The sequence below is a fragment of the Intestinimonas massiliensis (ex Afouda et al. 2020) genome (assembly GCF_900626285.1).
GTDB classification, from domain to species: Bacteria; Bacillota; Clostridia; order Oscillospirales; family Oscillospiraceae; genus Flavonifractor; species Flavonifractor massiliensis_A.
Genome location: NZ_LR131147.1, coordinates 1,859,151 through 1,877,258, shown reverse-complemented (window position 1 = coordinate 1,877,258; position 18,108 = coordinate 1,859,151). Strand labels below are relative to the sequence as shown.

The following is an 18,108-nucleotide window of genomic DNA, read 5'->3' as shown; positions in this document are numbered from 1 at the left end:
GAAAGAAGGCGCTGCCTTGCAGTATGTAATCTATTTCCTCATCGCCATCGGGGCCACCACTGTGGGTTCCCTGACGGGCATGGGGGGTGGGGTGATTATCAAGCCCCTGATGGATGTGCTCCACGGCTTTGACGTGCAGACCATCGGGGTGCTGTCCTCCCTCACCGTGTTTTCCATGTCGGTGGTCTCCATCGGCAAGCAGATGCTGGCCAAGACCAAGATCCCCTTCGGTACCGCCATCCCCCTGGCGTTAGGCTCGGTGGTGGGCGGCCTGGTGGGGGAGAAGCTGCTCCAGGTCATCGTGGACGCGCTCCAGGCCAACTCCGCCGTGACGGTGGTGCAGAACGTGGTGCTCTCCCTGCTGATCCTGGCCGTGTTCCTCTACATGAAGAACAAGAGCCGTATCCCCAGCAAGCACCTGAGCGGCGTGGTGGTCTCCCTGCTGGTGGGCGTCTTCCTGGGCGTCTGCTCCTCCTTCCTGGGCATCGGCGGCGGCCCCATCAACGTGGCCCTCATCATCTACCTGTTCTCCTTCGACACCAAGACGGCCACGGTGTGCTCCCTGGTGACCATCCTGTTCGCCCAGATCTCCAAGCTGGGCACGGTGGCCCTCACCACCGGGTTCGGGGCCTTTGACCTGTCCATCGCCCCGGTCATGATCATCGGCGCCATCGCCGGCGGCTTCATCGGAGCCAGCCTGAACAAGAAGTGCTCCGAGGCGTCGGTGGAAAAGGCCTTCAACGCGGTCCAGCTGATCGTGCTGGCCATCTCCATCTTCAATATCGTGCGCAACCTGGCGGCCTGAACTCCGCCGGGGACCCAAAGGCGCCGGGGGATTCCCCGGCGCCTTTTTGCTGTTGCTTTTTCCATAGGGAGCCGTTATAATTTATGATAGTTATGGAAACCAACCTGCATAATGGAGGGACGAGTATGAAAGGGAAGCGATTTCTGGCCTGGGCCATGACGGTCGTTCTGACCATCTCTCTGCTGACGGTGACCGCAGGGGCCGTCACGTTTTCCGATATGACCAACCACTGGGCCAAGACCGATGTGGAATATCTGGCCACCCAGGGCGTGATCAACGGCACCAGCGCCACCACCTTTACTCCCGACCGGGCCATGACCGCCTGTGAGGCGGTGATCTTCTGTTCCCGTGCCACCGGCGTGTCCGCCACGGACAAGACCAAAATCTCCCAGAAATGGGCGGCCACTCTGAAGGAGATCATGCCCGAATCCCTGTACTCCTGGGCGGGGGAGGAAATGGCGGTCTGCCTGGAGACCGGCATCATCTCTGAGACCGAACTGCGTTCCCTCAGCCAGTCCGGCGGGCTGGTGAAGGCCATCAGCCGGGAGACCCTGGCCATGTACCTGGTACGGGCCATGCAGCTGGAGCCTCTGGCCAAAAGCCTGACCAGCTATCCGCTGAGCTTTGCCGACGCCACCTCCATCTCCGCCGCGCTGCAGCCCTACGTATATGTGCTCTACAGCTACGGCATCGTGGAGGGCAATCAGTACAACCAGTTCCTGCCCAGCCGCTCCCTCACCCGGGCGGAGATGGCCGTCATGCTCCGCCGTACCATGGACTTCATGGAGGAGCGGGGCCTGTACGCTGAGCTGCCCGCCTATACCGACTATGCCTGGACGGGCGGCACCATCGCCGCGGTGACCTCCGGGGGCAGCGGCACCACCTTGCTGACCCTGAACAGCGACATCACCGGCACCACCAGCATCTCCCTGCCCTCCGATGTGAAGATCTATGAGAACAACATGCTCTCCGGCACCTCCGCCCTGCGGGTGGGCCAGTATGCCCGGGTGAACCTGAGCAAGAGCGGCACCGCCCAGTCGGTGCGTCTGGGCGGCACCCTGACTGCCTTCAGCGGAACGGTGAACAGCATCACCCGGGACCGGGTGAATCTGCTGGCCAACGGTACTACCCGCAGCCTGGCCATTGACCGCTTTACTGCGGTGCAGGTGGGGGGTACCGCCGGCGGAGCGGAGCTCATTGACCTCCAGGCGGGCTACACCACCGCCCAGTGCTATGTGGACTCCATGGGCCATCTGGCGGGCCTGAAGCTCTCCGGCGGCAGCCACAGCGCCGAGGGCATCCTGGTCTCCGTGGTGGAGGCCTCCAGCGGCCAGAGCCTCCAGGTGTCCTCCTTCAACGGCGAGACCCAGCGGTACACCCTGCCCGTGGGCGCCGGCGTCACCGTCAACGGCGTGGTGGGCAGCCTGTCCACCGCCCATGTGGGGGACTATGTGAGCATGCGGGTGAGCAACGACAGCGGCAATCAGCTGGTGAGCCTCTCTGTGGATACCGTCACCCAGTATATCCAGGGCGTGGTGAACAACTACACCTACGCCAAGGACGTGAACACCATTACCATCAGCAAGGTGGGCTCCAGCTCCTACACCACCTATAACATCGCCGCCAATGCCGTGGTGCGCTACAACGGCGCGGAGATCGCCCTGAAGAACCTGGAGAAGGGCAGCTACGCCACCGTCCGGCTCTCCGGCGGTCAGGCGGCGGAGATCGACGCCTGGCCCGGCTCCACCACCACCGAGGGCGTGGTGGAATCCATCGCCTTCGGCACCCCCACCACTCTGTCGGTGCGCACTGCCGACGGCGGCGTGGTGACCTTTGAGATCGATCTGACCAACCTGCCCACCGTCTACCGGGACGGCAAGAGCAGCACCATCGACAAGATCCGCAGCGGGGACTCCATCATCGTCACCGTCCGCTACCACCAGGTGAACCGGTTGGAGACCACCAGCCAGAGCGCCAACGTCACCGGCACCATCACCCGGGTGGTGCAGGACACCTCCGGCGTTACCATTGATGTGCAGCTTGCCGGCGGCTCCACCACCTCCTACACTGTGGCGGAAGGGGTGACGGTGACCCAGAACGGCTCCATCGTCTCCCTCTACTCCCTCAAGCCCAATGACAAGGTGGCCATGGTGGTCAGCGGGGACGAGGTCATCTCCATCGAGGTGGCTAAGGGTTCCGGCTCCAACACCCAGCTTACCGGCAAGGTGCTGCTGACCAACTCCTCTGCCAAGACCCTGATGATCCAGCCGGACAACGGCAACACCCTGACGATTGATGTGTCGGATGCCAGCTTTGTCACCGCCTCCGGCGGCAGCACCTCCCTGGGCGGGTTAAAGGCCGGCGATTCGGTGCAGATCTACGGCAGCTATTCCGGCGGCGAATTTGTGGCTACGTTGGTTGTGAAAATGGCATAAACAGCTGAAAAGGCCCGGACCGGACGGTCCGGGCCTTTTTTAGACTCCCAGCAGCCCGGGCAGCGCCTCCGGCGGCAGCCCGGCCAGCAGAAGGATCCCTGCCGCCGCCAGAGTGGGCAGAGGGGAGGGGCCGCTGGGACAGGGTACGACCAGCTCCTGCTGCTCCACCACCGTGCCGGTGAGGGTGACCAGCTCCCGCTGGAGGGCCAGGCACAGCCGGTCCCCTTCCAGGCTGGAAAAGGTGATGGTATCCCGGGGAGAGGTGCCGTAGCTCACCGCCTGCTCCGCCCGCAGGTGGCGGGCCAGGGCCCCCACGCCGCCGGGGAGAAGCACCGTCCGGCAGGGGATGGCCCCCGCACCCGCCCAGCCCCGGGCCCCGGGGGACACCGCCAGCAGATCCAGCCCCTGTTCCGCCAGCTCCGCCGGGTGCCGCCCGGTCACCAGCCTTCCGCCGGCCCGCTTTACGCCGGCTTCCACCGCCGCCCCGATGCCCTCGTTTTCCTCCCAGACGCCTACCAGCACTGTCCGACACCGCCCTTTCCCCCTCAGTGTGCGGAAAAAACGGGATCTTATGCGTCTCACCGGCTGCAAACGCCGGGTAACCCTTGACTTTTGGGCACCGAATGAATAAAATAGGAAGAACCCATGTTGTATTTTATAATAAAGGATTGAGATAGAGTTATGGCACAGGACAAAAAGCAGGTGGAACAGATCACCGATATGGAGGTGGACTTCGCCAAGTGGTTCACCGACGTGTGCAAGAAGGCGGAGCTCATCGACTACTCCTCCATCAAGGGCATGTTCATCCTCCGCCCCTATGGCTACGCCATCTGGGAGAATTTTCAGAAGATTCTGGACGAGAAGTTCAAGGAGACCGGGCATGAGAACGTGTATCTGCCCATGCTGATCCCCGAGAGCCTGCTCCAGAAGGAGAAGGACCACGTGGAGGGCTTCGCCCCCGAGTGCGCCTGGGTGACCATGGGCGGCTCCGAGAAGCTGGAGGAGCGCTACTGCATCCGCCCCACTTCCGAGACCCTGTTCTGTGAGCACTACGCCAACATCATCCACTCCCACCGTGACCTGCCCAAGCTGTACAACCAGTGGTGCTCCGTGCTGCGGTGGGAAAAGACCTCCCGCCCCTTCCTGCGCCACCGGGAGTTCCTGTGGCAGGAGGGCCACACCATGCACGCCACCGCCGAGGAGGCCATGGAGGAGACTGTGCGGATGTTCAACATCTACGCCGACTTCTGTGAGAATTACCTGGCCATGCCCGTGGTAAAGGGCCGCAAGACCGATAAGGAGAAGTTCTCCGGCGCCGAGGCCACCTACACCGTGGAGTGCATGATGCACGACAAGAAGGCCCTCCAGGCCGGCACCTCCCACTACTTCGGCGACGGCTTCGCCACCGCCTTTGACATCACCTTCACCGGCAAGGACAACAAGCCCCACCACCCCTTCCAGACCTCCTGGGGTGTGTCCACCCGGCTCATCGGCGGCGTCATCATGACCCACGGCGACAACAACGGTCTGGTGCTGCCCCCCAAGATCGCCCCCACCCAGGTCATCATCATCCCTGTGGCCCAGCACAAGGAGGGCGTCATCGAGGCCAACGAGGCCGTCATGGCCCGCCTGAAGGCCGCCGGCATCCGGGTGAAGATGGACGTGTCCGACCAGTCCGCCGGCTGGAAGTTCGCCGAGTATGAGATGAAGGGCGTGCCCTTGCGTCTGGAGATGGGTCCCAAGGACATGGAGAAGAACCAGTGCGTGCTGGTCCGCCGGGACAACGGCGAGAAGAGCTTCGTCTCCCTGGACAACATCGAGGAGACCGTCAAGACCATGCTGGACGCGGTGCAGAAGGGCCTGTACGACAAGGCCAAGAAGAACCTGGAGGAGAACACCTACGCCTGCTCCACCGTGGAGGAGGTCAAGGAGAAGATGGCCACCCAGGGCGGCTTTGCCAAGACCATGTGGTGCGGCGACCTGGAGTGCGAGCTGAAGATGAAGGAGATCGCCGGCGTGTCCTCCCGCTGCATCCCGCTGGAGCAGGAGCACCTGGGCGACGTGTGTCCCGTCTGCGGCAAGCCCGCCAAGCACATGGTGTACTGGGGCGTGGCCTACTAAGATCTATTCTATTGGAAAAAAGCCCGGAGCGACTGCTCCGGGCTTTTTTGCGGTTTTCTAGCCGAAATCGTGGCGGAAACCGCCGTCGCTGCCGGCGGCCTCTAGCGCCCGGACGATCTCCTCCACCCGATCAAAGCACTCCGGGTCGGAGAGAGCCTCGTTGCGCACGATGTCCCGGATCTGTACCAGGGCCTTGTAGCAGACGGAATGGACCAGTTCCTCTCCGGTCAGGGACAGGTTGGGAAAGCGTACCTCCACCTCCTGATAGGCCAGGGCGTGGATCAGAATTTCCTTGTATAAATCCATAAGATCACCTCAATTCTAAAATATCTGATTTTCAGATAAAAAGCAATATCTGAAAAACAGATATTTTAAGATGGCGTAGGTGATAATATGAGAGTGGAACCTTTACGCTATGAACGAATTCGAAACCTCAGGGTTGACCGGGACCTGACCCAGCAGGAGGTTGCGGATGTACTCCATATCAAGCAGAACACATATTCGCAGTATGAGACCGGTACGCTGAATTATCCGCTGGAAGTGGTGGTAACATTGGCTCGGTTCTATGGTACCAGCGTGGACTACCTCCTGGGCCTGACGGACGAGATGACCCCATATCCCAGGCGGAGCGGGGGTCCATTTGTGAAAAATCCCGATTGAAATTGTAAAACGATGGGTTTATAATGGCAACAACCTGTTATTGTGAGGGATTTTATTATGAACGACCGAAGCCTCACAACTGCATCCTATCTGTTTTCCTTTGGCTGGGCTCGATTTATGGGCACCGGCTTTTTTGGCATGGAGAAAACAGCGGGATGAAGGAAATGGGCGGGGCCCCTGTGGGGCTCTGTAGGACCAGGTAAACTTGGGGCGCTCATTGAGTTCATCAATGGGCGCCCTTTTTGTTATGAAGAAGGAGGAAACTTATGGTAGTCGTAATGAAGCCGGGCACCAGCAAGCAGGATATTGACGCACTGGTAGCCAAACTCAAGAAGCTGGATCTGGAAGTGGGCGTCACCAACGGCATCGGCTGCACCATCCTGGGCCTGGTGGGCGATACCACCGCCGTGGACATGGACAAGATCTCCATCAACCCCCACGTGGAGCGGGTCATGCGGGTGCAGGAGCCCTACAAGAAGGCCAACCGCAAATTCCACCCGGAGGACACCGTGGTGACCGTGGGGAACGCCAAGATCGGCGGCGGGAACTTCTCCGTCATCGCCGGGCCCTGCTCGGTGGAGAGTGAGGAACAGATCTGCCAGGTGGCCGCCGACGTGAAGGCCTCCGGGGCGGCTCTGCTCCGGGGCGGCGCCTTCAAGCCCCGCACCTCCCCCTACTCCTTCCAGGGGATGGGCACCTCCGGCCTGGACCTGCTGATGGAGGCCCGGGAGAAAACCGGCCTGCCCATCGTCACCGAGATCATGGATCCCCGCATGGCCGACCTGTTCGAGCGGGAGGTGGACGTGGTCCAGGTGGGCGCCCGGAACATGCAGAACTTCGAGCTGCTGAAAGAGGTGGGCAAGATGAGCAAGCCCATCCTGCTCAAGCGGGGCCTGGCCAACACCTACGAGGAGTGGATCATGTCCGCCGAGTACATCATGAGCGAGGGCAACGAGAACGTGATCCTGTGCGAGCGGGGCGTGCGTACCTTCGAGACCTACACCCGCAACACCCTGGACGTGTCCGCCATTCCCGCCGTCAAGCAGATGAGCCACCTGCCCGTCATCGTGGACCCCTCCCACGCCGCCGGCATGTACTGGATGGTGGAGCCTCTGGCTCTGGCCGCCGTGGCCGCCGGGGCGGACGGCCTCATCATCGAGGTCCACAACGACCCCGCCCACGCCAAGTGCGACGGCCAGCAGTCCCTCACCCCCCAGAAGTTTGACGGCCTCATGCACAAGGTGTCCGCTCTGGTTGACCTGGTGGGCAAGACTTTGATAAAATAAAGCGGATACCGCAAAATCCCAAGGAGGACTGAGCCCATGAAAACCCTCACCGTGTCCCTGCCGGGGCGGAGCTATGACATTCTGATTGAGCGGGGCCTGCTGGACCGGGCGGGGGAGCACTGCCGGGCGGTGCTGCCCCGGGCCAGCAAGCTGTTTGTGGTCACCGATTCCACCGTGGGCCCCCTCTACGGGGCCCGGCTGGAGCGCAGCCTGACCGCCGCCGGGTTTTCCGTGACGGTCCACACCGTCCCCGCCGGGGAGAGCGCCAAGTGCGCCGCCCGGCTGGCCCAGCTGTGGGAGGCCATGATGGGCTTCGGCCTCACCCGCACCGACGCCGTGGTGGCCCTGGGCGGCGGCGTGGTGGGGGACCTGGCGGGCTTTGCTGCCGCCACCGTCCTCCGGGGTGTGGATTTTATTCAGATCCCCACCACCCTCCTCTCCCAGGTGGATTCCTCCGTGGGGGGCAAGGTGGCCATCGACCTGGACCACGGCAAGAACCTGGCCGGGGCCTTCTGGCAGCCCAGACTGGTGCTCATGGACCCGGACACCCTGGACACCCTGCCCGACGCCACCTTTGCCGACGGCATGGCGGAGGTGGTCAAATACGGCTGTATTTTTGACAGACCCTTCTTTGATTTCCTGGCCGCCCGGCCCTCCCGGGCTCAGCTGATGGGGGAAATCGAACACATTCTGTATACCTGCTGCGATTTAAAACGAATGGTAGTGGAGCAAGACGAGCGGGACACGGGAAAGCGGATGCTTCTGAACTTCGGCCACACCCTGGGCCACGCCTATGAGCTGGCGGGGCACTACGAGACCTGGACCCACGGCCAGGCGGTGGCCGCCGGTATGGTACGTGCCGCCAAGCTGGGGGAGAAGCTGGGGATAACCCCTGCCGGGACGGCAGAGGCCATTGTCAAGGTGCTGACCCCTCTGGGCCTGCCGGTGGAGATTTCCTGTACCGCCGGGGAATACACTGCCGCCATCGGCCTGGACAAGAAGGGGGCCGGGGCGGACATCTCGGTGATCCTGCTGGAGGAGCTGGGCCGGGCGGTGCCCCACAAGATGCCCAAGGCGGACCTTCTGGAGGAATTGAAATGAACGTGACCATCACGCCGGGCCGGCTGGCGGGGACCATCACCCCGCCCCCCTCCAAGTCCCAGGCCCACCGGCTGCTGATCGCCGCCGGCCTGGGGGCGGGGGAGAGCCATATTGAAAATCTGGCCCACTCCCAGGACATCGACGCTACCCTCCGGTGCATGGCCGCCCTGAAAGCGCCGGGCGCGGAACTGCCGGAGCTGGACTGCGGCGAGAGCGGCTCCACCCTGCGTTTTCTCATCCCGGTGGCCCTGGCCCTCCGGGGCGGGGGACGGTTCACCGGCCACGGACGGCTGATGGAACGGCCCCAGGAGCCCTACTTCGCCATCTTTCGGGAGAAGGGGATTTCTTATGAACAGCAGGACGGCACGCTGACGGTGGAGGGAAAGCTGACCCCAGGGGACTACACCCTGCCGGGGGACGTGTCCTCCCAGTTCGTCACCGGCCTGCTGTACGCCCTGCCCCTGCTGGGCGGGGACAGCCGGATCCTGCTGACCACCCCCCTGGAATCCCGGGGGTATATCGACATGACCCTGGACGCCCTGGAGCAGTTCGGGGTACAGGCGGAATACGACGGGGACCGGATCTTCCGGGTGCCGGGAAATCAAGCGTATCAGCCCCGGGACCTGACCATTGAGGCCGACTGGTCCAACGCCGCCTTCTGGTACGCCGCCTGCTTTCTGGGCTGTGATCTGGAGATTCAGGGCCTCAACGCCTGTTCCGCCCAGGGGGATATGCGCATTGTGCCCTATTTTATGAAATTACAGGGGAAGGGCCCGGTGGACCTGGACGTGAGCCAGTGTCCCGACCTTGTGCCTCCCCTGGCCGCCATGGCCGCCCTGCGGGGGGGAGAGACCACCGCTATCGTCAACGCTGCCCGGCTGCGCATCAAGGAGAGCGACCGGCTGGCCACGGTGACCCAGGTGCTGAACGCCCTGGGGGCGGAGGTGGAGGAATTTGACGACCACCTGGTGATCCATGGAAAAGAGCGCCTGGCGGGAGGGGTCACTGTCTCCGGCCACAACGACCACCGCATCGCCATGATGGCCGCTATCGCCGCCATCCGGTGCGAGAAGCCGGTGACGGTCACCGGCGCGGAGTGCGTCAAAAAGTCCTACCCGGATTTCTGGGAGGATTACCGCAAATTGGGAGGTAAACTGGTATGCGGCACATGATTTTCGGCGAATCCCACGGCCCCGCCGTCGGTGTGGTGCTGGAGGGGGTGCCCGCCGGGCTGGAGCTGGACCTGGAAAAAGTCCAGTGGGAGCTGGACCGGCGGCGGCCCGGCAAGGACCCCACCGCCACCGCCCGGAAGGAGGCGGACAAGGTGGAGGTGCTCTCCGGCCTGTTTGAGGGCAAGACCACCGGCGCCCCCCTGGCTATGGTGATCTACAACTCCGACCAGCACTCCAGGGACTATGAATCCATCCGCTACACCCCCCGGCCCAGCCACGGGGACTACGCCGGGTTTATCAAGAGCAAGGGCTGCCTGGACTATCGGGGCGGCGGCCACTTCTCCGGCCGGCTCACCGCCCCCCTGACAGCGGCGGGCGCGGTGGCCAAGCAGGTGCTGGAGCGCAAGGGCGTGTGGGTGGGTGCCCACATCAGCTCCATCTACGGCATCTGCGATTCCCCCCTGGGGGACCTGGACGAGATGAAGGATGTGGCCAACAAGCCCTTCCCTGTCCTCAATGATGAGAAGGGGGAGGAGATGCGCCAGGCCATCCTGGAGGCCAAGGAGCAGCAGGACAGCGTGGGCGGTGCCATCGAGTGCGCCGTCTGGGGCCTGCCCGCCGGGCTGGGCGCCCCCGACTTCGGCTGCAATGTGGAGGGCATTTTCGCCCAGTACCTGTTTGCCGTGCCCGCCGTCAAGGGCGTGGACTTCGGCGCGGGGGCGGCCTTCTCCCTCATGCGGGGCAGCGAGGCCAACGACCCCTTCGCCGTGGAGAACGGCAAGGTGGTCACCACCACCAACCACGCCGGAGGCATCAACGGCGGCATCACCAACGGCATGCCGGTGGTCTTTGAGGCCACCTTCCGGCCCACCCCCTCCATCTCCCTGCCCCAGCAGAGCGTGGACCTGCGCACCGGGGAGGAGACGGAAATCGAGATCCACGGCCGCCACGACCCCTGCATCGTCCCCCGGGCGGTGCCGGTGGTGGAGGCCGCCGCCGCCCTGGCCGCCTGCGCGGTGCTGGGCATTTGAAGGAGCGAATAGAAATGACGGAACTGGAGCAATACCGGCAGGAGATCGACCGTATCGACGGGGAACTGGTCAAGTTGTTCCTGGAGCGGATGGCGGTCACCGGCAAGGTGGGGGAATACAAGCAGCGGGCGGGCATCCCGGTGCTGGACGCCGGCCGGGAGAAACAGGTCATCGCCGCCAAGACCGCCCTCACCGACGACCCCGCCCGGAAGGCGGACATCGCCGCCCTGTATGAGAGCATCATGGCCATCTCCCGCCGGCAGCAGCGCCATCTGGTGCGGGAGGGGGCGGAGGACCCGGGCTACGCCGCCTACCTGGCCGACCGGGCCCGGGCCAGAGAGCCGGTGGCCCACCCCCGGGTGGTGTACCAGGGGGAGCCGGGCTGCTACAGTGAGGAGGCCGCCGCCGGTTTCTTCGGGGATGATGTGGACAGCCGTGGCCTGCCTTGGTTCAACGACGTGTTTGCCGCTCTGGAGCGGGGCGAGGCCGACTACGCCGTGGTGCCGGTGGAGAACTCCTCCACCGGGTCCATCCGGCAGGTGTACGACCTGATGGCCCAGTACCGCTACTCCATCGTGGGGGAGTGGCAGGTGAAGGTGGAGCACTGCCTGATGGCCCTGCCGGGGGTAAACCTTTCTGACATCAGGACCGTCTACTCCCATGAGCAGGGTCTGATGCAGAGCGAGAAATATCTGGACGCCCACCGGGGCTGGAAGCGGGTGCCCACCCTGGACACCGCCGGGTCGGCCAAGCTGGTGGCCGAGACCGGGGACCGCACCGCCGCCGCCATCTGCTCCCGCCGGGCGGCCAGGCTCTACGGCCTGCACATCCTGGCGGAGGGAGTCAACTACAACAGCATGAACCACACCCGGTTCGCCGTGGTGTCTCCCGTGCCCGAGCTGCGGCCCGGCCGGGACAAGATCAGCGCCATGTTCCGCCTGCCCCACCAGAGCGGCTCCCTCCATGAGATTCTGACCATCTTTGCCGTCCAGGGCTTCAACCTGCTGAAGATCGAATCCCGGCCCATCCCCGGCCGGGGCTGGGAGTATCTGTTCTTCCTGGACTTCACCGGTGACCTGGCCGCCGACGGCATGGACGGAGTGCTCCATGAGCTGAGCCAGCTGGCGGCGGAGTTCCGCATTCTGGGCAACTACCGGGGGTACGAGCCATGAGGGACAACGTGGTGCTCATCGGCATGATGGGCTGCGGCAAGACCACGGTGGGGGGTCTGCTGGCCAGAAAGCTGGGCTTCACCTTCGTGGACACCGACCAGTACATCGAGGAGGCCCTGGGCCGCTCCATCCCCGACGTCTTTGCCAAGGAAGGGGAGGCCTTCTTCCGGGACTGGGAGCTGGGTGCCGCGGAGGAGCTGGCTCAGCAGCGGAGGCTGGTCATTTCCTGCGGTGGGGGCCTGCCCACCCGTTGTGATTCCATTGCCAGCTTGAAATACAGCGGCACGGTGATCTTCCTCCGGCGGGACCCGGGGGAGATCTATGACAACGTGTCCATGGGAGGCCGCCCCCTGGGCCAGCAGGGGAGAGAGGCTTTCCTGGAGCGGTACGCCGCCCGGGAACCCATCTATCTGGAATGGGCCGACCATGTGGTGGATGTGCAGCCCACCCCGGTGGAGACCGCACAGCGGATTTTGGAGGTGCTGAACGCATGAAGTTTTTGGTCATCAACGGTCCCAACCTGAACCTGCTGGGCCAGCGGGAGCCGGGTATCTATGGGGAAAATACCTATGAGAGCCTGTGCAGGCGGCTGACGGACTTTGCCGCCGCCCACGATTCCACCGCGGAGTGCTTCCAGTCCAACCACGAGGGGGCCATCATCGACGCCATCCACGCCGCCCAGGGGAAGTTTGACGCCATCGTCATGAATCCCGGGGCCTACACCCACTACTCCTACGCCATTCTGGACGCCCTGAAGGCGGTGGACGTGCCCTGCATCGAGGTACACATCTCCAACGTCCACCAGCGGGAGGAGTTCCGGCACAGGAGCGTCACCGCCCCCGCCTGCGTGGGCCAGATCTGCGGCCTGGGCCTCTACGGTTACGAGGCTGCTATGGGTTACTTTCTCTCGAGAGAGAAAGTAACCAAAGAGAGCTTCCATTCCTGAGCGAGGAGATTTTATGAGACGTCCTTCCGTGCCCCTGCCCCGCATCGGCATGCGGGTGATCAAGACCGCTGTGGCGGTGATGGTGTCCTACGCCCTGTTTCTGCCCTTCGGGCTTACCTATCGGGAGGAGCTGGGGGGCGTGCTGGGCCAGATGGGACCCCTGTACGCCTGCATCGCCTGCATCATCTGCACCCAGAGCACCCTGGGCCAGACCTTCCGGCAGGGGATCTCCCGGCTCATCGGGGTGATCGTAGGGGGCGCCCTGGGTACCGCTACCCTGCTGCTGGGTCCGGCCCTGGAGAATCTCTGGATCAAGACGCTGGTGCTGGGGGCGGTATGCGTGGCGGGGGTGTGGATCTGCCTGCTCATCAAGCGGCCCACCGCCTGCGGCATGGCCTGCATCCTGCCCTGCGTCATCCTTATTACCGGGGTCACCGGTGTGACCCGGTACTACTACGCCGCCGCCCGCATGATCGAGACGGTGGTGGGGCTGCTGGTGGCCCTGGCGGTCAACGCCGCCCTGCCCGACCACCGGCCGGAATCCAAACGGGGGGAATCAGATATGAAAGTGGAAGTGGATAACTCCACCAAAAAGCTGTGCGTCATCGGGGACCCGGTGCTCCACTCCAAGTCCCCCCTGATCCAGAACACCATGATCAGGGAACTGGGCCTGGACTATGTCTATCTCTGCCAGCCGGTGCCCCGGGGCAAGTGTAAGCAGTGGCTGGACTGCGCCAAATTCGCCGGCTACGCCGGCTTCAACGCCACCATGCCCCACAAGGAGGAGCTGGTGCCCCTGATGGATGAGCTGGACGCCGACGCCGCCCTCATCGGGGCGGTGAATACCGTGTGCATCCGGGATGGGAAAGCCTATGGCTACAACACCGACGGGGAGGGCTTCCTCCGCTCACTGGCCGACGAGGGCATCAACCCGGCGGGAAAGCAGATCCTGGTGCTGGGCGCCGGCGGGGCAGCCAAGGCGGTGTGCCTCAAACTGGCCCAGGCGGGAGCAGCCGTGACGGTGTGCAACCGCACCCTGGAAAAGGCGGAGGCCATCTGCGCCCACGACCCGGCCCATCTCCGCCCGGCGGGCTTTGACGCCGCTGTCTTATATAAGGAGGCGCAGAGCTGCGATCTGCTGGTGAACTGTACCTCCCTGGGCATGGCGGGCACCAAGGGCCAGTTTGAGGACTTCTCCTTCCTGGACGGACTGCGCCCCGGTGTGCCGGTGGTGGATCTGATCTACGCCCCCGCCCAGACCGAGCTGCTCCGCCAGGCCAAGCAGCGGGGCCACAAGACAGTCAACGGCTTCGGCCTGCTGGTCAACCAGGCGGTGCTGGCTCTGGAGTACTTTACCGGCGCCCAGATCGACGCCGCCCGGATGAAGAAAGTGCTTTCCGGCGTGCTGTAAAGAAGTGCGGAAAAAATTCAAAAATCCCCTTGACTTTGGGAGAAAGTTGTACTATTATTATTGAGCGCCTGTTTAGGGCGTATTGTGCGATGATGCGGGAGATTGCTCAGCAATGAGGTAACTTCCGCGGAGTATGTCCGAGCTAGAATCGGGCGGCTGAGGGATCCGTGCACGGCGTATATCGCCATGCAGGGAAGAAACCGGCCTGCTTGTGCCGGTTTTCTTCATGTCACGGAGTGATACGCACGGAAACGTGTACTGAAATCCCTCACCGTACGAAGCGAGGAAAACACCGCGCTGGAGCCCCGTGGACCCGGCGAAAGCGCACACCACTTCGTATGTTTAAGGAGGAACAACACCATGGCAGCTCAGAAAGAAATGATCCGCATCCGCCTGAAGGCCTACGATCATCAGCTCATCGACCAGAGCGCTGAGAAGATCGTTGAGACCGCCAAGCGCACCGGCGCTTCCGTGTCCGGCCCCATTCCCCTGCCCACCAAGAAGGAAGTCGTCACCATCCTGCGGGCCGTCCACAAGTACAAGGACAGCCGCGAGCAGTTCGAGCGCCGCACTCACAAGCGCCTGATCGACATCCTGAAGCCCTCTCCCAAGACCGTGGAGGCTCTGATGAGCCTGGAGCTCCCCGCCGGTGTGGAGATCGAGATCAAGCTGTAAGAGACAGCAACCCATTCCTTTGTTAGTACCGCAGTCCGCCGCGTTTTGAGGCGGACGGGTCAAGTTGGCCGAGCAATACCAGCCAATGGGTACCTCGTCCAACCAATAACCTTAATAAGGAGGAAAACACATGGAAAAGGCCATTATCGGCAAGAAGGTCGGCATGACGCAGATCTTCGACGAAGCCGGCAAGGTCATCCCGGTCACCGTCATCGAGGCGGGCCCCTGCACCGTGGTGCAGAAGAAGACCGAGGAGAAGGACGGCTACAACGCCGTTCAGCTGGGCTACGAGGACGTAGCCGAGAAGAAGCTCACCAAGCCTGAGCTGGGTCACCTGAAGAAGGCCGGCGACGCCCGGAAGAAGACCCTGAAGGAGTTCAAGCTGGCCAACTGCGACGCCCTGAACGTGGGCGACGAGGTGAAGGTTGATGTGTTCGCCGAGGGCGACCGCGTTGATGTCACCGGCATCAGCAAGGGCCACGGCTACCAGGGCGTCATCAAGCGTCACGGCGCTCACCGCCTGAAGGAATCCCACGGTACCGGCCCTGTGCACCGTCACGCCGGCTCCATGGGCTCCAGCACCGATCCCTCCCGGATCTTCAAGGGCAAGATCGGCGCCGGCCAGATGGGCAACGAGCAGGTCACCGTCCTGAACCTGGACGTGATCAAGGTCGACACCGAGCTGGGCATCATCGCTGTCCGGGGCGCCATCCCCGGTCCCAAGGGCGGCATCGTGTATCTGCGCAACTCCGTGATCAACGTCAAGGAGAAGGGCGCCGCCGCCAACGCCAGCGTCAACCCGCAGAAGGCTTCCGCCCGCGTCAATCCCCAGAAGGCTTCCGCCCGTAACAAGTAAGAAAGGAGAGAACTCAAATGCCTAAGGCAATCGTTGTGAACATGGCCGGCAACCAGGTCGGCGAAGTGGAGCTCTCCGAAGCTGTGTTCGGGATCGAGCCCAATCAGACCGTTGTCCACGAGGTGGTCAAGAACCACCTGGCCAACTGCCGTCAGGGCACCCAGTCCGCTCTGACCCGCGCCGAGGTCTCCGGCGGCGGCATCAAGCCCTGGCGCCAGAAGGGCACCGGCCGTGCCCGTCAGGGTTCCACCCGCGCTCCCCAGTGGACCCACGGCGGTATCGTTTTTGCTCCCAAGCCCCGCGACTACAGCTACGTGCTGAACAAGAAGGTCAAGCGTCTGGCTCTGAAGTCCGCTCTGTCCGCCAAGGCCGCCTCCGGCGACATCGTGGTGGTGGACGGCCTGAACCTGGACGAGGTCAAGACCAAGACCATGCAGGGCTTCCTCAACACCGTGGGCGCCAAGAAGGCCGTCATCGTCACCCCCGAGGTGAACGAGACCGTCATCAAGTCCGCCCGCAACATCCCCGGCGTGGTGACCACCACTGCCAAGATCCTCAGCGTTTACGACATCGTGAACGCCGGCAAGTTCATCGTTGACAAGGCGGCTCTGGCCGTCATCGAGGAGGTGTTTGCGTAATGGCTACTACCGCTTACGACATCATCAAGCGCCCCGTCATCACCGAGCAGTCCATGGCGGAGACCGAGGCCAAGAAGTACACCTTCGAGGTGGCCAAGGACGCCAACAAGATCGAGATCGCCAAGGCGGTGGAGGAGATCTTCGGCGTGAAGGTGGCCAAGGTGAACACCCTGAACATGCAGGGTAAGGAGAAGCGCACCGGCCGTTTCCCCGCCGGCCGCCGGGCCAGCTGGAAGAAGGCTATGGTCACCCTGACTGAGGACTCCAAGACCATCGAGTTCTTCGAAGGCATGGTGTAAGGAGGATAAGGAACAATGGCTATCAAAACTTATAAGCCCACAACGCCCTCCCGCCGCCACATGACCGTGAGCGCCTTCGAGGGCATCGACAAGAAGGCCAAGCCCGAGCGCAGCCTGCTGGAAAACCTGAAGAAGAATGCCGGCCGCAACAGCTACGGCCGCATCACCGTCCGCCACCGCGGCGGCGGCAACAAGAAGAAGTACCGCATCATCGACTTCAAGCGGGATAAAGAGGGCACCGCCACTGTGATCAACCTGCAGTACGATCCCAACCGCTCCGCCAACATCGCCCTGATCCAGTACGAGGACGGCGAGAAGCGCTATATCCTGGCTCCCGTGAACCTGAAGGCCGGCCACAAGATCATGACCGGTCCCAACGCCGACATCCTGCCCGGCAACTGCCTGCCCATCGCCAACATCCCCGTGGGCGAGCTGATCCACTGCATCGAGCTGTACCCCGGCAAGGGCGCTCAGCTGGTGCGTGCCGCCGGTGAGGCCGCTCAGCTGATGGCCAAGGAGAACGGCATGGCTCAGGTCCGTCTGCCCTCCGGCGAGGTCCGCTACGTCCGCGAGGAGTGCAAGGCCACCATCGGCCAGGTTGGCAACACCGACTGGTCCAACATCCAGATCGGCAAGGCCGGCCGTAAGCGTCACATGGGTTGGCGGCCCACCGTCCGCGGTTCCGTCATGAACCCCAATGACCACCCCCACGGCGGCGGCGAGGGCAAGAGCCCTGTTGGCCGTCCCGGCCCCGTCACTCCCTGGGGCAAGCCTGCTATGGGTTACAAGACCCGCAAGCTGAAGAACCGCACCGAGAAGTTCATCGTCAAGCACCGCAACGCGAAGTAAGGGAGGCAGTAAAAGATGAGCAGAAGTATCAAGAAAGGCCCCTTTTGCGCCCCCGAGCTGCTGAAGCGGGTCGACGAAATGAATCAGACCGGCGAGAAGAAGGTCCTGAAGACCTGGAGCCGCGCCTCCACCATCTTCCCCTCTTTCGTCGGACACACCTTTGCCGTGCACGACGGCCGCAAGCACGTTCCCGTCTATGTGACCGAGGATATGGTTGGCCACAAGCTGGGCGAGTTCGCCCCCACCCGTACCTTCCGCGGCCACGCCGGCGCCAAGTCTGGTAAGTAAGGAGGAGGAGAGAACATGGAAGCAAAAGCACATCTGAGATATGCCCGTATCTCTCCCCGTAAGGTCCAGATCGTCTGTGACCTGATCCGCGGCAAGAGCGTGGCCCAGGCCAACGCCATCCTGATGGCGACCCCCAAGGCTGCCTCCGAGCTGCTGCTGAAGCTCCTCAAGAGCGCCGCGTCCAACGCGGAGAACAACCACCAGATGGACCCCGAGAAGCTGTATGTCTCCCAGGTGTTCGCCTGCCCCGGCCCCATCATCAAGCGGATGCGTCCCCGGGCTCAGGGCCGTGCCTATCGGATCAACAAGCGCACTTCTCACATCACCATCGCCGTGGCTGAGCGCTAAGGGAGGAGGAAGAAT

General features: G+C 63.2%; 21 protein-coding genes. 19 read left to right on the top strand and 2 right to left on the bottom strand.

Annotated features, from left to right (window positions below; translation table 11 throughout):
- Positions 1-16 precede the first annotated feature (16 nt).
- On the top strand, positions 17-805 hold the full coding sequence (locus E0E41_RS09475; protein WP_130869708.1) for a sulfite exporter TauE/SafE family protein: 789 nt from the start codon (positions 17-19) through the stop codon (positions 803-805).
- Positions 806-930: 125 nt separating this feature from the next.
- The gene (locus E0E41_RS09470; protein WP_130869707.1) at positions 931-3,240 is read left to right on the top strand and encodes an S-layer homology domain-containing protein; all 2,310 of its coding nucleotides are present in this window, start codon (positions 931-933) and stop codon (positions 3,238-3,240) included.
- A 39-nt stretch (positions 3,241-3,279) separates the two neighbouring features.
- Here E0E41_RS09470 and E0E41_RS09465 read toward each other — a convergent pair whose 3' ends face one another.
- Positions 3,280-3,762 (bottom strand): hypothetical protein, encoded by a 483-nt coding sequence (locus E0E41_RS09465; protein WP_242623746.1) that lies wholly within the window; start codon positions 3,760-3,762, stop codon positions 3,280-3,282.
- Positions 3,763-3,921: 159 nt separating this feature from the next.
- Between E0E41_RS09465 and proS the strand changes: the two genes are divergently transcribed.
- Positions 3,922-5,361, top strand: a complete 1,440-nt coding sequence (proS, locus tag E0E41_RS09460) for a proline--tRNA ligase (RefSeq protein WP_130869706.1) — start codon at positions 3,922-3,924, stop codon at positions 5,359-5,361.
- A 57-nt stretch (positions 5,362-5,418) separates the two neighbouring features.
- Here proS and E0E41_RS09455 read toward each other — a convergent pair whose 3' ends face one another.
- Positions 5,419-5,667 carry a hypothetical protein gene (locus tag E0E41_RS09455; RefSeq protein ID WP_130869705.1) on the bottom strand — a complete coding sequence of 83 codons (249 nt, stop codon included), beginning with the start codon at positions 5,665-5,667 and terminating at the stop codon, positions 5,419-5,421.
- An 87-nt stretch (positions 5,668-5,754) separates the two neighbouring features.
- Here E0E41_RS09455 and E0E41_RS09450 point away from each other — a divergent pair, with 87 nt between their 5' ends.
- From E0E41_RS09450 to rplV, 16 genes are all read left to right on the top strand, one after another.
- Positions 5,755-6,021, top strand: coding sequence for a helix-turn-helix domain-containing protein (locus E0E41_RS09450; RefSeq protein WP_130869704.1), 267 nt, complete (start codon positions 5,755-5,757; stop codon positions 6,019-6,021).
- A 266-nt stretch (positions 6,022-6,287) separates the two neighbouring features.
- Entirely contained in the window at positions 6,288-7,307 is a 1,020-nt protein-coding gene (gene aroF / locus E0E41_RS09445; protein ID WP_130869703.1) for a 3-deoxy-7-phosphoheptulonate synthase, read from the top strand.
- Between the two features lie 36 nt (positions 7,308-7,343).
- A complete protein-coding gene (aroB, locus tag E0E41_RS09440; RefSeq protein ID WP_130869702.1) occupies positions 7,344-8,408 on the top strand; it encodes a 3-dehydroquinate synthase in 1,065 nt (354 codons plus the stop codon).
- Positions 8,405-9,580: a 3-phosphoshikimate 1-carboxyvinyltransferase gene (locus tag E0E41_RS09435; protein WP_130869701.1), complete on the top strand. Its 1,176-nt coding sequence runs from the start codon at positions 8,405-8,407 to the stop codon at positions 9,578-9,580. Before aroB ends, E0E41_RS09435 begins: the two co-directional genes overlap by 4 nt.
- Complete coding sequence (gene aroC, locus E0E41_RS09430) at positions 9,577-10,611, top strand: chorismate synthase (protein ID WP_438819465.1); 1,035 nt, start codon at positions 9,577-9,579, stop codon at positions 10,609-10,611. Before E0E41_RS09435 ends, aroC begins: the two co-directional genes overlap by 4 nt.
- Positions 10,612-10,625: 14 nt before the next feature.
- A complete protein-coding gene (locus E0E41_RS09425; protein ID WP_130869699.1) occupies positions 10,626-11,783 on the top strand; it encodes a bifunctional chorismate mutase/prephenate dehydratase in 1,158 nt (385 codons plus the stop codon).
- Complete coding sequence (locus E0E41_RS09420; RefSeq protein ID WP_130869698.1) at positions 11,780-12,277, top strand: shikimate kinase; 498 nt, start codon at positions 11,780-11,782, stop codon at positions 12,275-12,277. The genes E0E41_RS09425 and E0E41_RS09420 overlap by 4 nt, the downstream gene beginning before the upstream one ends.
- Positions 12,274-12,729, top strand: a complete 456-nt coding sequence (gene aroQ / locus E0E41_RS09415) for a type II 3-dehydroquinate dehydratase (protein WP_130869697.1) — start codon at positions 12,274-12,276, stop codon at positions 12,727-12,729. The genes E0E41_RS09420 and aroQ overlap by 4 nt, the downstream gene beginning before the upstream one ends.
- Before the next feature lie 13 nt (positions 12,730-12,742).
- On the top strand, positions 12,743-14,140 hold the full coding sequence (gene aroE, locus E0E41_RS09410) for a shikimate dehydrogenase (protein WP_130869696.1): 1,398 nt from the start codon (positions 12,743-12,745) through the stop codon (positions 14,138-14,140).
- Positions 14,141-14,500: 360 nt separating this feature from the next.
- Positions 14,501-14,815, top strand: a complete 315-nt coding sequence (gene rpsJ, locus E0E41_RS09405; protein WP_006573401.1) for a 30S ribosomal protein S10 — start codon at positions 14,501-14,503, stop codon at positions 14,813-14,815.
- A gap of 130 nt (positions 14,816-14,945) precedes the next feature.
- Positions 14,946-15,671 (top strand): 50S ribosomal protein L3, encoded by a 726-nt coding sequence (gene rplC, locus E0E41_RS09400; protein ID WP_130869695.1) that lies wholly within the window; start codon positions 14,946-14,948, stop codon positions 15,669-15,671.
- 17 nt (positions 15,672-15,688) lie between these two features.
- Entirely contained in the window at positions 15,689-16,309 is a 621-nt protein-coding gene (rplD, locus tag E0E41_RS09395) for a 50S ribosomal protein L4 (protein ID WP_130869694.1), read from the top strand.
- Entirely contained in the window at positions 16,309-16,608 is a 300-nt protein-coding gene (rplW, locus tag E0E41_RS09390) for a 50S ribosomal protein L23 (RefSeq protein ID WP_130869693.1), read from the top strand. The genes rplD and rplW overlap by 1 nt, the downstream gene beginning before the upstream one ends.
- 15 nt (positions 16,609-16,623) lie before the next feature.
- Positions 16,624-17,457 carry a 50S ribosomal protein L2 gene (rplB, locus tag E0E41_RS09385; RefSeq protein ID WP_130869692.1) on the top strand — a complete coding sequence of 278 codons (834 nt, stop codon included), beginning with the start codon at positions 16,624-16,626 and terminating at the stop codon, positions 17,455-17,457.
- A gap of 15 nt (positions 17,458-17,472) precedes the next feature.
- Positions 17,473-17,745, top strand: a complete 273-nt coding sequence (gene rpsS / locus E0E41_RS09380; RefSeq protein WP_087187785.1) for a 30S ribosomal protein S19 — start codon at positions 17,473-17,475, stop codon at positions 17,743-17,745.
- Positions 17,746-17,760: 15 nt separating this feature from the next.
- The gene (gene rplV, locus E0E41_RS09375; RefSeq protein ID WP_130869691.1) at positions 17,761-18,093 is read left to right on the top strand and encodes a 50S ribosomal protein L22; all 333 of its coding nucleotides are present in this window, start codon (positions 17,761-17,763) and stop codon (positions 18,091-18,093) included.
- Positions 18,094-18,108 lie beyond the last annotated feature (15 nt).